This window comes from Salmonella sp. SAL04162 (assembly GCF_046551535.1).
In the GTDB taxonomy this organism is placed as follows: domain Bacteria; phylum Pseudomonadota; class Gammaproteobacteria; order Enterobacterales; family Enterobacteriaceae; genus Salmonella; species Salmonella enterica.
In genome coordinates, this window is sequence record NZ_JBGDVX010000001.1 from 342,506 (window position 1) to 358,051 (window position 15,546).

A 15,546-nucleotide genomic window follows, 5' to 3' on the forward strand; every position below is an offset into this window, starting at 1 on the left:
AATTGATAAGGAAAAGATCATGGCACAAGTCATTAATACAAACAGCCTGTCGCTGTTGACCCAGAATAACCTGAACAAATCCCAGTCCGCTCTGGGCACCGCTATCGAGCGTCTGTCTTCCGGTCTGCGTATCAACAGCGCGAAAGACGATGCGGCAGGTCAGGCGATTGCTAACCGTTTTACCGCGAACATCAAAGGTCTGACTCAGGCTTCCCGTAACGCTAACGACGGTATCTCTATTGCGCAGACCACTGAAGGCGCGCTGAACGAAATCAACAACAACCTGCAGCGTGTGCGTGAACTGGCGGTTCAGTCTGCTAACAGCACCAACTCCCAGTCTGACCTCGACTCCATCCAGGCTGAAATCACCCAGCGCCTGAACGAAATCGACCGTGTATCCGGCCAGACTCAGTTCAACGGCGTGAAAGTCCTGGCGCAGGACAACACCCTGACCATCCAGGTTGGTGCCAACGACGGTGAAACTATCGATATCGATCTGAAGCAGATCAACTCTCAGACCCTGGGTCTGGATACGCTGAATGTGCAGAAAGCGTATGATGTATCAGCAACTGATGCAATGGATCCGAAATCATTTACTGACGGTACTAAAAATCTTACAGCGCCTGATGCTACTGCTATCAAAGCCGCGTTGGGAAATCCCACGGCAACAGGCGATTCCTTGTCTGCTACGCTTTCGTTTAAAGATGGTAAGTATTACGCCACTGTTGCAGGGTATACGAATACTGCCGATACCAGTAAGAATGGTAAATATGAAGTGAATGTTGATAGTGCGACAGGTGCGGTAACTTTCAATGCAGCACCAACTAAAGCCACAGTAACTGGGGATACAACAGTAACCAAAGTACAGGTTAATGCTCCTGTTGCAGTCAGTACTGATGTTAAAAAAGCGCTAGAAGATGGTGGCGTTTCAAATGCGGACGCTACCGCAGCTAAATTAGTAAAAATGTCTTATACCGATAAAAATGGAAAATCTATTGACGGTGGTTATGCGCTTGAAGCCGGTGGCAAGTACTATGCTGCAACCTATGACGAAGGTACAGGTAAAATCACAGCTAATGTAACCACTTATACTGATTCCACGGGAGCCACAAAAACTGCGGCTAACCAACTTGGTGGCGTAGACGGTAAAACCGAGGTTGTTACTATCGACGGTAAAACCTACAATGCTAGTAAAGCCGCTGGTCACGATTTCAAAGCGCAGCCAGAGCTGGCTGAAGCAGCCGCTAAAACCACCGAAAACCCGCTGGCTAAAATTGATGCCGCGCTGGCGCAGGTTGATGCGCTGCGTTCTGACCTGGGTGCGGTCCAGAACCGTTTCAACTCCGCTATCACCAACCTGGGCAACACCGTAAACAACCTGTCTGAAGCGCGTAGCCGTATCGAAGATTCCGACTATGCGACCGAAGTCTCCAACATGTCTCGCGCGCAGATTCTGCAGCAGGCCGGTACTTCCGTTCTGGCGCAGGCTAACCAGGTTCCGCAAAACGTCCTCTCTTTACTGCGTTAATCCGGCGATTGATTCACTGACACGTGGTACACAATCAAGGCAGCGAAAGCTGCCTTTTTTAATTCCGGAGCCTGTGTAATGAAAGAAATCACCGTCACTGAACCTGCCTTTGTCACCCACTTTTCCTGTTCTGGCTCGGCCTGCCGCGACCACTGTTGTAAGGGCTGGAAAATCACGCTGGATAAGACGACGGTCAAAAAGTATCTCGCCAGTAAAGACACGACGATTCGTACCATCGCGCAGGACCATATTATCCTGCTGAAAAAGAACAACAATCATTGGGGGGAAATTAAGCTGCCTTCGGCGCTGGGGAATTGCCCTTATCTGGATGAGGACCGTCTGTGCCGGGTACAAAAAACGTTAGGCGCAAAGGCATTAAGTCATACCTGCTCCTCTTTCCCGCGGGCGCATCATACCTACAAAAATGAGGTACGTAACTCCCTGAGTCTTGCCTGCCCGGAGGTGACGTCCCACATTTTGAACGATCCTGACGCAATGGCGCTCGGCGAAAAAACAATCATTCAGCAGACATTCAATACTGCGCCGTTATTCCCGGCGCAGCAAAAGTTACTCAACCTGTTTTGCCTGAGTCTGATCAACCATGCCAACAGCAGTACGGAAGCGGCGCTCTATGCGTTGATTAAATTTGTCATGTATACGCAGAAATTTGCCAAAATAGATGATGCCGCGCTGGGCGAACTGGAACAGGTGTATGCCGCGTTACTTGAACAGTTGCAGACCGGCGTGCTGGCGCAGGAGTTGATGAATATCGCGCCGGATAGCAAGGTAAAAACCTCGCTGGTATTGCAGATGCAGAACTATTTCCGCTCGCTCCCACTTAATCGTGGCAGTGTTATCCTCGATCACTACATCCAGTGTCTTCTGCGGGTGCTGACGGCGGAAGAGGGCGTTTCAATGGAGCAGAAGGTGAGCGATATTGAGTCCTCATTAGCGCGCTGTCTACAGGCGGATGAGCAGCAGAAGAACTGGGCCTTCAGAAATTTAATTCTCTATAAAATTTGGGAAAATAATTTCCCCAACCAGCCGAATGTCGACCCGTTACGCGCGCTGTATATTATCGTGGCGGAATATGCCTTTATTAAGCTATTAACGGCAGCCAGCGTGTATGAGCGCGGGCGGCTTGAGTGGGATGACGTTACTAATATTGTGTATAGTTTTCACTCCCGCAGCCAACATAACAGCGAGGTGGCGAAGAATTTTCATCGCCATATAGAAACGGTGCGTACTGGCGACGATCTGTCGATGATTCATCTTCTGACATAGTTTTATTCGGGGTGGGCGCTTGCGCATCCCGTTTATCCTATCTGGCTGATTTTATTCTGCTCTTTGAGCCGCAAAAAAGGCGCTACAGGTTACATAAGTAAAATAACCCTTCTTTTATAGCCTTATTCCTTCGATAGAACCCTCTGTAGAAACGGATAATCATGCCGATAACTCATTTAACGCAGGGCTGTTTATCGTGAATTCACTGTATACCGCTGAAGGTGTAATGGATAAACACTCGCTGTGGCAGCGTTATGTACCGCTGGTGCGTCACGAAGCATTGCGCCTGCAGGTGCGATTGCCGGCGAGCGTGGAACTGGACGATCTGCTACAAGCGGGCGGCATCGGGTTATTAAATGCGGTCGACCGATATGACGCTTTGCAAGGAACGGCATTTACCACTTACGCAGTGCAGCGTATTCGTGGGGCGATGCTGGATGAATTACGCAGCCGCGATTGGGTGCCGCGTAGCGTCCGGCGTAATGCCCGCGAAGTGGCGCAGGCGATGGGACAACTGGAGCAGGAACTGGGGCGTAATGCGACGGAAACCGAAGTGGCGGAACGTCTTGGCATCCCTGTTGCGGAGTATCGTCAGATGTTGCTCGATACCAACAACAGCCAACTTTTCTCTTACGATGAGTGGCGGGAAGAGCATGGCGATAGCATCGAACTGGTGACTGAAGAACATCAACAGGAAAACCCGTTACATCAACTGCTGGAGGGCGACCTGCGACAGCGGGTAATGGATGCGATTGAATCGCTGCCGGAACGCGAGCAACTGGTGTTAACGCTGTATTACCAGGAAGAGCTCAATCTCAAAGAGATTGGCGCGGTACTGGAAGTCGGCGAATCGCGGGTCAGCCAGTTGCATAGTCAGGCCATCAAACGATTACGCACCAAACTGGGTAAGTTATAGGTCGCGCATGGTCGCACCCGAAAAGTGCCGCACAACGTATAGACTACCAGGAGTTCTCATGACGGTGCAGCAACCTAAAAGGCGGCCCTTGAGCCGCTATCTTAAAGACTTTAAACACAGCCAGACGCATTGCGCGCATTGTCACAAACTGCTCGACCGCATTACGCTGGTTCGCCGTGGCAAGATCGTTAATAAAATCGCTATTTCACAGCTGGATATGCTACTTGACGACGCTGCCTGGCAGCGGGAGCAGAAGGAGTGGGTGGCGCTGTGTCGCTTTTGCGGCGATTTGCACTGCAAAAAGCAGAGTGATTTTTTCGATATTATCGGTTTCAAGCAGTATTTGTTTGAACAAACCGAGATGAGCCATGGCACGGTGCGGGAATATGTCGTGCGTTTACGACGTCTTGGCAATTACCTCAGCGAGCAAAACATTTCCCACGATCTGCTGCAGGACGGTTTTCTCGATGAAAGCCTGGCGCCATGGTTGCCGCAAACCAGCACCAATAATTACCGTATCGCACTGCGTAAATACCAGCAATATAAAGCGCATCAGCAGATTGCGCCCAGACAGAAATCCCCCTTTACCGCCAGTTCTGATATATATTAAAAAAGCATAAGATGTAGCAGAGTCGTGTTGGTGAAACGTGGCAAACCTTCTACATTAGGCTGAGTCCCCCAAAGGTTCGCGAGACGTGACGATGCGCCATGGCGGGACACAGTCTATGGTCATTAACGGCAATATTCGGGGTTACTATGAAATTAGCACTGCTGGGACGTCAGGCACTGATGGGAGTAATGGCTGTAGCGCTGGTGGCGGGAATGAGCGCGAAGAGCTTTGCCGATGAGGGTTTGCTGAACAAAGTTAAAGAACGCGGCACGCTGCTGGTAGGGCTGGAAGGTACCTATCCGCCGTTTAGCTTTCAGGGCGAAGACGGCAAATTAACCGGTTTTGAAGTCGATTTCGCCGAGGCGTTGGCAAAACATCTGGGCGTTAAAGCGTCGCTGAAGCCGACCAAATGGGACGGAATACTGGCGTCGCTGGACGCTAAACGCATTGATGTAGTGATAAACCAGGTCACGATTTCAGACGTCCGCAAGAAAAAATATGATTTCTCTACGCCTTACACTGTCTCCGGCGTTCAGGCGCTGGTGAAAAAAGGCAATGAAGGCACGATCGAAACGGCGGCCGATCTGCAGGGCAAAAAAGTTGGCGTTGGGCTGGGGACTAACTATGAAGAGTGGCTACGTCAACATGTTCAGGGTGTGGATATCCGTACTTATGACGATGATCCTACAAAATACCAGGATCTGCGCGTAGGCCGTATTGACGCGATTTTAGTCGATCGTCTGGCGGCGCTGGATCTGGTGAAAAAAACCAAAGGTACGCTGGCCGTCACCGGTGATGCGTTTTCGCGTCAGGAGTCCGGCGTTGCGTTACGTAAAGGCAACGAAGACTTGCTGAAGGCGGTAGATAACGCCATTGCGGAAATGCAAAAAGATGGCACCTTAAAAGCGCTCTCTGAAAAATGGTTTGGCGCTGACGTGACCCAATAATGCTCTACGTTGCCCGGCAGGCAGAGCGCCGCCGGGCAATATCAACCTCATACTATGTCAGCAGACGGAGGCGCGTGAATCGGCGCCTTTTTTATTTCCGTTGGATCAACGTGCATAATAAAAAGAACACACCACAACGTTACCGGAGGCTCAATGCCACTACATCACTTAACGCGCTTCCCTCGCCTGGAGCTTATCGGCGCGCCGACCCCGCTCGAATACCTGCCGCGATTGTCTGATTATCTTGGCCGTGAGATTTACATTAAGCGCGATGACGTTACGCCCATTGCAATGGGCGGCAATAAACTGCGCAAGCTGGAGTTTCTGGTGGCCGACGCGCTGCGAGAAGGGGCGGATACGCTGATAACCGCAGGGGCGATTCAGTCAAACCATGTCCGTCAGACGGCGGCGGTCGCGGCCAAATTGGGGCTGCATTGCGTCGCTTTGCTGGAAAATCCAATCGGTACCACCGCGGAAAATTACCTGACGAATGGTAATCGCCTGTTACTGGATTTATTTAATACACAAATTGAGATGTGCGATGCGCTAACCGATCCGGATGCGCAGCTGCAAACGCTGGCGACGCGCATTGAAGCGCAAGGGTTCAGGCCCTATGTGATTCCGGTCGGCGGCTCCAGCGCGCTGGGCGCAATGGGATACGTAGAGAGCGCCCTGGAAATCGCCCAGCAGTGTGAAGAGGTCGTCGGGCTCTCTTCGGTAGTGGTGGCCTCCGGCAGCGCCGGAACGCACGCCGGGTTAGCTGTCGGGCTGGAACATCTGATGCCGGATGTCGAACTAATTGGCGTGACCGTTTCACGTTCTGTCGCCGAGCAGAAACCCAAAGTAATTGCCTTGCAGCAGGCTATTGCCGGTCAGCTGGCGCTGACGGCGACGGCGGATATTCATTTATGGGATGACTATTTTGCCCCGGGGTACGGCGTGCCAAATGACGCGGGGATGGAGGCGGTGAAACTGCTGGCGAGCCTGGAGGGGGTGCTGCTGGATCCGGTATATACCGGCAAAGCGATGGCGGGTCTGATAGACGGCATCAGCCAGAAACGCTTTAACGATGACGGGCCGATTCTCTTTATTCACACCGGTGGGGCGCCTGCGCTGTTTGCCTACCATCCTCATGTATAACCTCCAGGTAATCAACGCGAATGCAAGAAAGTATCCAACTGGTTATTGAATCGCTGCCGTATTTGCTTAAAGGCGCCGTCTTTACCCTGCAACTGAGTATTGGCGGTATGTTTTTTGGTCTGCTGCTGGGATTTGTGCTGGCGCTGATGCGGATGTCTCCGCTATGGCCGGTTCGCTGGCTGGCGCGCTTTTATATCTCGATTTTTCGCGGTACGCCGCTTATCGCCCAGTTATTTATGATCTATTACGGCCTGCCGCAATTTGGGATTGAGCTGGACCCTATCCCGGCGGCGATGATTGGTTTATCGCTCAATACCGCGGCTTACACGTCCGAGACGCTGCGCGCGGCGATCTCGGCTATCGACAAGGGACAATGGGAAGCGGCGGCGAGCATTGGCATGACGCCGTGGCAAACGCTACGTCGCGCTATTTTGCCGCAGGCGGCTCGTGTCGCGCTTCCGCCGTTGAGCAACAGCTTTATCAGCCTGGTGAAAGATACGTCGCTCGCCGCGACGATTCAGGTGCCGGAGTTGTTCCGCCAGGCGCAGTTAATTACCTCGCGAACGCTGGAGGTGTTTACCATGTATCTGGCCGCGTCGTTAATCTACTGGGTAATGGCGACCGTCTTATCGGCACTGCAAAACTATTTTGAAAACCAGCTTAACCGCCAGGAGAGAGAGCCAAAATGAGTGCGATCGAAGTCACCAACCTGGTCAAAAAATTTCATGGTCAAACGGTGCTGCACGGTATCGACCTTGAGGTGAAGCCCGGAGAAGTCGTCGCCATTATCGGCCCGAGCGGCTCAGGGAAAACAACGTTATTACGCTGCATTAACCTGCTGGAGCAACCGGAAGCGGGCACCATTAAAGTGGGCGATATTATCATCGATACCGCCCGCCCATTCAGCCAGCAAAAAGGGTTGATTCGCCAGCTACGTCAGCATGTCGGCTTTGTCTTTCAGAGTTTTAACCTGTTCCCGCATCGTACCGTGCTGGAAAATATCATTGAAGGTCCGGTGATTGTAAAGGGAGAGCCGAAAGCCGAGGCGACGGCGCTGGCGCGGGAACTGTTAGCCAAAGTCGGGTTGGCCGGTAAAGAGACCCGTTATCCGCGCCGCCTGTCGGGCGGGCAACAGCAGCGCGTGGCGATTGCACGCGCGCTGGCGATGCGCCCGGAAGTGATTCTGTTTGATGAGCCGACGTCGGCGCTTGATCCTGAATTAGTTGGCGAGGTGCTTAATACGATTCGCCAGCTGGCGCAGGAAAAGCGCACGATGGTGATCGTCACTCACGAAATGGGCTTTGCGCGTGACGTGGCTGATCGGGCAATATTTATGGATCAGGGGCAAATCGTCGAGCAGGGGCCGGCGAAAACCTTGTTCGCCGATCCTCAGCATCCGCGTACCCGCCAGTTCCTTGAGAAATTTTTAGTGAAATAATGCCTTTTCAACGCTCGCCCGAATTAGCCGCGCCTTGGGCGAGCGCAATGAATAATTATGAAGTCATTCTGCCAGATTATTAACCTCGCTCTCAGGCGGAAGCCAAAAAGTGTAATGCCGCTCAAGTATTCTACGTTTCGTCCGATATTTCTTATATATAAACACTATTTATGTGTTAATTTAAGTCATTCATAATAATGATTATCAATATCAAAGGCGTGACCATAAAATATGCAGGAAAATGATTTCTTCACCTGGCGACGCGCAATGTTGTTACGCTTTCAGGAGATGGCGGCAGCAGAGGATGTTTATACTGAATTGCAATATCAGACACAGCGGCTGGAATTTGATTATTATGCCTTGTGTGTTCGTCATCCCGTTCCCTTTACCCGGCCTAAAATATCGCTTCGTACCACTTATCCTCCGGCGTGGGTAACGCATTATCAGTCCGAAAACTATTTTGCGATCGATCCGGTATTAAAGCCGGAAAATTTCAGGCAGGGTCATTTACATTGGGATGACGTGCTATTTCATGAAGCGCAGGCGATGTGGGATGCCGCCCAGCGTTTCGGATTACGCAGAGGCGTAACCCAGTGTGTGATGTTGCCGAACCGGGCGCTGGGCTTTTTATCTGTCTCCCGTAGCAGTTTACGCTGCTCCTCGTTTACCTACGATGAAGTGGAGCTGAGGTTGCAACTGCTGGCGCGGGAGAGTCTTTCGGCGCTGACAAGATTTGAAGACGACATGGTGATGGCGCCTGAGATGCGTTTCAGTAAACGTGAGAAAGAGATTCTGAAGTGGACGGCGGAAGGGAAAACCTCATCGGAGATCGCCATTATTCTGTCGATTTCTGAAAATACCGTTAACTTCCATCAGAAAAACATGCAGAAGAAATTCAATGCGCCAAATAAAACACAGATTGCCTGCTACGCTGCGGCGACAGGTCTGATATGACGTGCTGACGATGCTTCGCGCCAGACGCGAAACCGGCTGAAAGCGATGCTAACAGCCGGTTTTTTACTACTGGCGGTAAGCTTGTTTAATTTGCTTAACCGTACTGGAAAATACCGCCGCTTGTGCTTCATCATCCATCTGCGCGATCTGTTTTTCCATTTTAAGAATCACGCGCCCTGCATCGGCCTGGCCCATCGCCTGCAGCATCAGCGTTAACATGGCTTTCAGGCAGTTGACTTCAGTAGCCAGTTCTTGATTATTCTCAGCGGTGGAAAAATCAGGCGTACTCATTTATTTTCCTCGTTATGTTTCAGTGAAAATGTGCGATAGCAGATGTTAAGGCGGCGGAGTATACCATAAGCTACGCTAAAAATAGCAGTGGTTGTTTTTTGATCAAGAAGAGGAAGGTTTACCCACAAAATAAACGTTGCCGCGTGATGCATATATTTTCTTCATTCTTTGTTTATTACGCGTATTTCACTCGTTAATTATTGTTACAAAGTTGATTCTCTAATTAGTGTTTAGACAGCGGAACGTGAAATTTTTGTCACCATTATGAAATATCAGCCCGGGACAGCGCCGCCAGAAGGGGCTACAACGTTGGCAGTTGCCACATGACGTACAACATAATTTCCAAAAACGAGAGCAAAATCGAATACCCGGTGTTTTTTTACGTTTCAAAGTTGAGATAAAACCAGCTAATATAAGGACGATTAACTATCAGTAGCGTTATCCCTATTCTGGAGATATTCCTTTGATCAACGTTCTTCTTGTTGATGACCACGAACTGGTGCGCGCAGGGATACGACGCATTCTTGAAGATATAAAGGGCATTAAAGTTGTCGGTGAAGCGTGCTGCGGAGAGGATGCGGTAAAATGGTGCCGTACTAACGCCGTTGACGTCGTGCTGATGGATATGAACATGCCCGGTATTGGCGGCCTTGAGGCAACGCGTAAAATTGCCCGATCGACAGCGGATATCAAAGTGATCATGCTGACCGTCCATACGGAGAACCCGTTGCCCGCCAAAGTGATGCAGGCTGGCGCAGCTGGCTATCTCAGCAAAGGCGCTGCGCCTCAGGAGGTGGTGAGCGCTATTCGTTCGGTGTATTCCGGACAACGTTATATCGCCTCCGATATCGCTCAGCAGATGGCGCTCAGTCAGATCGAGCCTGCAAAAACGGAAACGCCGTTCGCCAGTTTGTCTGAACGCGAGTTGCAGATTATGCTGATGATCACCAAGGGTCAGAAGGTCAATGAGATTTCAGAACAGCTGAATCTCAGTCCTAAAACGGTGAACAGCTATCGCTATCGTATGTTCAGTAAATTAAACATTCATGGTGATGTTGAGCTGACTCACCTGGCAATCCGCCATGGCCTGTGTAATGCGGAGACGTTAACAAGCCAGTGAGTGAAATATTTGACGCAAAGGCGTTTTTGAAAACCGTTACCAGCCAACCCGGTGTCTATCGTATGTATGACGCCGGCGGTACGGTTATTTATGTCGGTAAAGCAAAAGACCTGAAAAAGCGTCTTTCCAGCTACTTTCGCAGCAACCTGGCTTCGCGTAAAACCGAAGCGCTAGTTGCGCAAATTCAACACATTGATGTCACGGTAACGCATACCGAAACGGAAGCGCTGCTGCTTGAGCATAATTACATCAAGTTGTATCAACCGCGTTACAACGTGTTGTTGCGTGATGATAAATCCTATCCTTTTATTTTTCTGAGCGGCGATACCCATCCGCGTCTGGCGATGCACCGTGGCGCCAAACATGCGAAAGGCGAGTACTTCGGCCCATTTCCTAATGGCTATGCCGTGCGGGAAACGCTGGCGCTGTTACAGAAAATTTTCCCTATCCGCCAGTGCGAAAACAGCGTATATCGCAACCGCTCGCGTCCCTGCCTGCAATACCAGATTGGCCGCTGCTTAGGCCCCTGCGTTGCAGGACTGGTCAGCGAGGAGGAGTACACGCAACAGGTGGAGTATGTCCGGTTGTTTTTGTCCGGTAAGGACGACCAGGTCTTAACACAGCTGATTGCCCGGATGGAAAAGGCCAGCCAGGATCTGGCATTTGAAGAGGCGGCGCGTATTCGCGATCAGATCCAGGCGGTACGCCGGGTCACGGAAAAACAGTTTGTCTCCAATGCGGGCGACGATCTCGACGTGATCGGTGTGGCTTTTGATGCGGGTATGGCCTGTGTGCATGTGCTGTTTATTCGCCAGGGTAAGGTGCTGGGCAGCCGCAGCTATTTTCCAAAAGTACCTGGCGGTACGGAACTGGGCGAAGTGGTGGAAACCTTTGTCGGGCAGTTTTACCTGCAGGGTAGCCAGATGCGCACGCTACCGGGCGAGATTCTACTCGATTTTAATCTTAGCGATAAAACGCTGCTCGCCGATTCGTTGTCGGAACTTGCCGGACGGCGTATTCATGTCCAGACAAAACCGCGCGGCGATCGCGCCCGTTATCTCAAGCTGGCGCGGACCAACGCGGCAACGGCCTTAGTCACTAAACTCTCGCAGCAGTCCACCATCACGCAGCGTTTGACTGCGCTGGCGGCGGTATTAAAACTTCCTGCTATCAAGCGGATGGAGTGTTTTGACATCAGCCATACCATGGGGGAGCAAACGGTCGCATCCTGTGTGGTATTTGACGCTAACGGGCCGTTACGCGCCGAGTATCGTCGTTATAATATCGCGGGCATCACGCCGGGTGATGACTACGCGGCGATGAATCAGGTGCTACGTCGGCGTTATGGCAAGGCCATAGAAGAAAGTAAGATTCCGGACGTTATTCTGATCGACGGCGGAAAAGGGCAGCTCGCCCAGGCGAAAGCCGTTTTCGCTGAGCTGGATGTCCCCTGGGATAAGCATCGCCCTTTGTTGCTCGGCGTCGCCAAAGGCGCAGACAGAAAGGCCGGTCTGGAAACACTCTTTTTTGAACCGGAAGGCGAGGGGTTTAGCCTGCCGCCGGACTCGCCGGCGCTGCATGTTATTCAGCATATTCGCGATGAGTCGCACGATCACGCGATCGGCGGACACCGTAAAAAACGCGCAAAGGTTAAAAATACCAGTACGCTGGAAACTATTGAAGGCGTTGGGCCTAAACGTCGCCAGATGCTGCTGAAATATATGGGCGGTTTGCAAGGACTACGTAACGCCAGCGTAGAAGAAATTGCAAAAGTGCCGGGTATTTCGCAAGGTCTGGCAGAAAAGATCTTCTGGTCGTTGAAACATTGAGGCCACTGTAGCAACATAGGGGTAATTTCACTGACAACAGATAGTTACCCGTCACTATGCAATTTAATATCCCTACGTTGCTCACGCTGTTTCGCGTCATCCTGATTCCATTCTTTGTCGTGGTGTTTTATTTGCCGTTCGCCTGGGCGCCGATGGTCAGCGCGCTGATTTTCTGTATTGCCGCTATTACCGACTGGTTTGACGGCTTTCTGGCGCGACGCTGGAACCAGAGTACGCGTTTCGGCGCTTTCCTCGACCCCGTCGCCGACAAGGTGCTGGTGGCGATCGCCATGGTGCTGGTCACCGAGCATTATCATAGCTGGTGGGTGACGTTACCTGCGGCGACGATGATAGCCCGCGAAATTATTATCTCTGCTCTGCGTGAATGGATGGCTGAGCTGGGCAAACGCAGTAGTGTAGCGGTCTCCTGGATCGGTAAAGTCAAAACTACCGCGCAGATGGTGGCGCTGGCGTGGCTCTTGTGGCGTCCGAATATCTGGGTAGAGTATGCCGGGATCGCGCTTTTCTTTGTTGCAGCGGTGCTAACGTTGTGGTCCATGTTGCAATATTTGAGCGCTGCACGCGGAGATTTGCTTGATCAGTGATCGTTTCGCCGCAAATTTCAGCAAACGATCGTGAGTGACGAAAAATATCGTTGACTCAGTGCGTCAGGTAAGTAGAATGCAACGCATCGAACGGCAGCACTGATTGCCAGACGATAACAAAATCAAGTGATTAACAAAGTTGCTTGATACTGCGGGAATAGCTCAGTTGGTAGAGCACGACCTTGCCAAGGTCGGGGTCGCGAGTTCGAGTCTCGTTTCCCGCTCCAGTTTAAAAGCATTGGCGTAAAGCGGATGCTGGCTGAAAAGCCAAAAAAATTTGGCGCGTTAACAAAGCGGTTATGTAGCGGATTGCAAATCCGTCTAGTCCGGTTCGACTCCGGAACGCGCCTCCAATTTTTCCCGAGCCCGGATGGTGGAATCGGTAGACACAAGGGATTTAAAATCCCTCGGCGTTCGCGCTGTGCGGGTTCAAGTCCCGCTCCGGGTACCATGGGAAAGACAAGAATAATCAAAGCAATAAGCAGTGTCGTGAAACCACCTACGGGTGGTTTTTTTGTGTCTTCAATTTGTATGCCGACCGCGAGCGTGAACTTTCCAGCGCGATACACGGTAAAAAAACATCGGTAGCGGCATTTCTGCCAGTACAACAGTTATGTGCTACCGACCCGCAAGAACTTATGCCTGGTAAATACTAAACGTCGGGTAAATCAGCCGATAAAATCCATTAATCTCTATAAAAAATGCTGATATGTTTTATGCCTGCTTTATAAAGTGAGTAGGTCTGCCAGTGAAATATACCGATAATGCAAAATTGTTTATTAGCTTCATTAATATTGGGATTGTAGGTTGCGCTTTTTTACTTTTTTTTATTTTGTATGAGCCTGAGAGTGCAATCGCAACCTACTCTCTTCCAGGCGAGTTTTCCTCTTCGACATGTGATGCGCGTAATTTTATTGGCTACGTCGATGAAAACGATTTTGCAGAGTATATAAAAAAAGTAGAGCTGACGCGCTACAGTATGTATTGTCTGAAAAAAACAGGGGCGGGGCAGTGGAGTATTTATGCAAATTAAACGAGTATATAATTGTTCAGGGGTGTTTTCTGCACAATTTAATTAAAGGTAGATAGCGAACTAATATTCATCATAAGGTAATGTGATCCGCATCATGCTTTAATCACGTTTTGCAATATTGTCTTAATAACAGGTCAACTACAGATAATTTCGGGTTTTCGTGAATGGCGGTTTTGGTCAGTCTCTATATTATGCCTTCCCCGCTTTACGGAGATGATGATGCAAAAGAAAACCTGGGCCGTTTTATTGATACCATTGTGCCTCACCGCTTGCCACCAGACGACCAACCGATCAACAGCCAAAGATGAAACTCTCACAGGGAGCTATATTGACCCGACAAAAACACGCTTTCCGTTAGCGGATTATTCACAGTCGGTTGATAAATGGATACCTCCGGACTCGGCTGATCACACTATTCCGGTTATTGATAGTGCTACCCAACAACGCTACTTTAACGCACTAAAATCTCATTATTTCGGAATGGACAGTGAAGCGCACTCGCCGTGGAATGGTTTTTATATTACCGCATTGCTGAAAAAAAACGCAGCACAGGCGCGGGATGCCAGTATTAAGCAGTTTCTTAGCGACGGCAGTGCTTATTGGGGGGAAAACTTCAGACTTTATACCTCTCGCTGGAAAGAGGGGGTTAGAGGGAATACGGATACGCAGATTGACAATATCTATAATGCCTCCCGGCGAGGCATTATGGTCAGGGAAAGTTTAGTCAGAGCGCTGCCAACGGACGACCCGCTCTTTAACGATCCCCGTCAGGCGGGCGAGGGGTACCCGTTTGATAATTTACAAATGTCTTCGCTGCGTCCCGGTACGCCGGTCTATACGCTGACGAAGAGCAAAGACCAACGCTGGCAATATGTCGTTTCACCAGCGGTAACTGGCTGGGTTCATAGTGAAGATATTGCCAGTGCGGATCAGAAATTTATAACACAGTGGGTTTTGCTTGCTCATAAGCAACTGGGGGCATTTATCAACGCGCCGGTTTCTGTCCATGCCGCAGGCGTCTATTATTTCACCGGGCGACCGGGCACTATTTTACCGTTCCGACATCAACGGGCGGGCCAGTTCCTGATTGCGGCGCCAGTTCGCGATAGCAATGGTCGTGCGTTTATCCATTGGGTCTGGCTAAGCGGTAACGAGTTTACGGCTATGCCGTGGAAAATGACGCCGGAAAATATCGCCGTGCTAATGAAAGCAATGCACGGCGCCCCCTACGGTTGGGGAAATTTTAACTTTTATAATGATTGTTCAGCCGAAGTCCGCAGCCTGTTAATGCCGTTTGGCATATACCTGCCCAGACATTCATCCGCGCAGGTAGAGTCTGCTGGACGGGTGGTCGATCTTAGTCATAAAAATCCCCAAATGCGGATCGATTATCTCACCAGATACGGAAAACCGTTTACTACGTTGGTCTATATTCCAGGGCATATTATGCTGTATATCGGTAACACAACCATGAATGGGCAGGTCGTGCCGATGACTTATCAGAATATCTGGGGATTGCGCCCAAACCATGCTAATAGCCGGAGCATTATCGGTGAGGCGGTATTTTTGCCGTTACTGCGTTTTTATCCTGAAAATCCTGAGCTGATATCGCTGGCTGGTAAGGTTCTGTTTAAGCTTGGTTATATAGAATAGGTTGACAAACTGTGTTATCGCGGAAGACATGATTAAGGCAACCGTGCGCGTGGATATAAAGAGAGTATCCCTGTAAACTGTGTCTGAAAAAAGTATGCGCTATAGTGCGGGCTGTTTATTTGAAATACTATCTGGAGCTGATTCTGGATGTGATTATGTGCCTCACACATTGAAGTGAGAGTTATTGTTGGCGGTATC

The 15,546-nt window shown here is 50.4% G+C and carries 15 protein-coding genes, 3 tRNA genes and 1 pseudogene; 17 read left to right on the forward strand and 2 right to left on the reverse strand.

What is annotated here, in order from left to right; translation table 11 throughout:
• The first annotated feature begins 19 nt into the window (after positions 1–19).
• The 9 genes from ACLJRH_RS01845 to sdiA all read left to right on the forward strand — a co-directional run bounded on the left by ACLJRH_RS01845 (position 20) and on the right by sdiA (position 8,817).
• Positions 20–1,528 carry a FliC/FljB family flagellin gene (locus ACLJRH_RS01845; RefSeq protein ID WP_023223115.1) on the forward strand — a complete coding sequence of 503 codons (1,509 nt, stop codon included), beginning with the start codon at positions 20–22 and terminating at the stop codon, positions 1,526–1,528.
• A 78-nt stretch (positions 1,529–1,606) separates the two neighbouring features.
• Positions 1,607–2,812 (forward strand): flagellin lysine-N-methylase, encoded by a 1,206-nt coding sequence (gene fliB / locus ACLJRH_RS01850; protein WP_023137489.1) that lies wholly within the window; start codon positions 1,607–1,609, stop codon positions 2,810–2,812.
• Between the two features lie 196 nt (positions 2,813–3,008).
• Positions 3,009–3,728, forward strand: a complete 720-nt coding sequence (locus ACLJRH_RS01855) for an RNA polymerase sigma factor FliA (protein ID WP_001087453.1) — start codon at positions 3,009–3,011, stop codon at positions 3,726–3,728.
• A gap of 58 nt (positions 3,729–3,786) precedes the next feature.
• The gene (gene fliZ / locus ACLJRH_RS01860; protein ID WP_000218082.1) at positions 3,787–4,338 is read left to right on the forward strand and encodes a flagella biosynthesis regulatory protein FliZ; all 552 of its coding nucleotides are present in this window, start codon (positions 3,787–3,789) and stop codon (positions 4,336–4,338) included.
• A 146-nt stretch (positions 4,339–4,484) separates the two neighbouring features.
• Positions 4,485–5,285, forward strand: a complete 801-nt coding sequence (gene tcyJ, locus ACLJRH_RS01865) for a cystine ABC transporter substrate-binding protein (protein WP_023223114.1) — start codon at positions 4,485–4,487, stop codon at positions 5,283–5,285.
• 153 nt (positions 5,286–5,438) lie between these two features.
• Positions 5,439–6,425, forward strand: coding sequence for a D-cysteine desulfhydrase (gene dcyD, locus ACLJRH_RS01870; RefSeq protein WP_001128188.1), 987 nt, complete (start codon positions 5,439–5,441; stop codon positions 6,423–6,425).
• A gap of 20 nt (positions 6,426–6,445) precedes the next feature.
• Positions 6,446–7,114: a cystine ABC transporter permease gene (gene tcyL / locus ACLJRH_RS01875; RefSeq protein ID WP_001158238.1), complete on the forward strand. Its 669-nt coding sequence runs from the start codon at positions 6,446–6,448 to the stop codon at positions 7,112–7,114.
• Entirely contained in the window at positions 7,111–7,863 is a 753-nt protein-coding gene (tcyN, locus tag ACLJRH_RS01880; RefSeq protein WP_001273033.1) for an L-cystine ABC transporter ATP-binding protein TcyN, read from the forward strand. Before tcyL ends, tcyN begins: the two co-directional genes overlap by 4 nt.
• A gap of 231 nt (positions 7,864–8,094) precedes the next feature.
• Positions 8,095–8,817: a transcriptional regulator SdiA gene (sdiA, locus tag ACLJRH_RS01885; RefSeq protein WP_001157169.1), complete on the forward strand. Its 723-nt coding sequence runs from the start codon at positions 8,095–8,097 to the stop codon at positions 8,815–8,817.
• A gap of 66 nt (positions 8,818–8,883) precedes the next feature.
• On the opposite strand, the gene ACLJRH_RS01890 is transcribed toward sdiA, so the two are convergent.
• Both ACLJRH_RS01890 and ACLJRH_RS01895 read right to left on the reverse strand, forming a co-directional pair.
• Complete coding sequence (locus ACLJRH_RS01890) at positions 8,884–9,108, reverse strand: DUF2594 family protein (RefSeq protein ID WP_000106483.1); 225 nt, start codon at positions 9,106–9,108, stop codon at positions 8,884–8,886.
• Positions 9,105–9,260, reverse strand: a complete 156-nt coding sequence (locus tag ACLJRH_RS01895) for a hypothetical protein (RefSeq protein WP_023137488.1) — start codon at positions 9,258–9,260, stop codon at positions 9,105–9,107. Before ACLJRH_RS01895 ends, ACLJRH_RS01890 begins: the two co-directional genes overlap by 4 nt.
• 311 nt (positions 9,261–9,571) lie before the next feature.
• Between ACLJRH_RS01895 and uvrY the strand changes: the two genes are divergently transcribed.
• The 8 genes and pseudogenes from uvrY to ACLJRH_RS01935 all read left to right on the forward strand — a co-directional run bounded on the left by uvrY (position 9,572) and on the right by ACLJRH_RS01935 (position 15,348).
• Positions 9,572–10,228, forward strand: coding sequence for a UvrY/SirA/GacA family response regulator transcription factor (uvrY, locus tag ACLJRH_RS01900; protein WP_000611323.1), 657 nt, complete (start codon positions 9,572–9,574; stop codon positions 10,226–10,228).
• Positions 10,225–12,057, forward strand: a complete 1,833-nt coding sequence (uvrC, locus tag ACLJRH_RS01905; protein WP_001529256.1) for an excinuclease ABC subunit UvrC — start codon at positions 10,225–10,227, stop codon at positions 12,055–12,057. Before uvrY ends, uvrC begins: the two co-directional genes overlap by 4 nt.
• 56 nt (positions 12,058–12,113) lie before the next feature.
• On the forward strand, positions 12,114–12,662 hold the full coding sequence (gene pgsA, locus ACLJRH_RS01910; protein WP_001160192.1) for a CDP-diacylglycerol--glycerol-3-phosphate 3-phosphatidyltransferase: 549 nt from the start codon (positions 12,114–12,116) through the stop codon (positions 12,660–12,662).
• A 151-nt stretch (positions 12,663–12,813) separates the two neighbouring features.
• Positions 12,814–12,889, forward strand: a tRNA-Gly gene (locus ACLJRH_RS01915).
• Positions 12,890–12,941: 52 nt separating this feature from the next.
• Positions 12,942–13,015 (forward strand) — tRNA-Cys (locus ACLJRH_RS01920).
• Positions 13,016–13,026: 11 nt separating this feature from the next.
• Positions 13,027–13,113, forward strand: a tRNA-Leu gene (locus tag ACLJRH_RS01925).
• 250 nt (positions 13,114–13,363) lie between these two features.
• Positions 13,364–13,695 (forward strand): annotated as a pseudogene (locus ACLJRH_RS01930) (hypothetical protein).
• Positions 13,696–13,908: 213 nt separating this feature from the next.
• Positions 13,909–15,348, forward strand: a complete 1,440-nt coding sequence (locus tag ACLJRH_RS01935; RefSeq protein WP_077909934.1) for an SH3 domain-containing C40 family peptidase — start codon at positions 13,909–13,911, stop codon at positions 15,346–15,348.
• Positions 15,349–15,546: the final 198 nt, after the last annotated feature.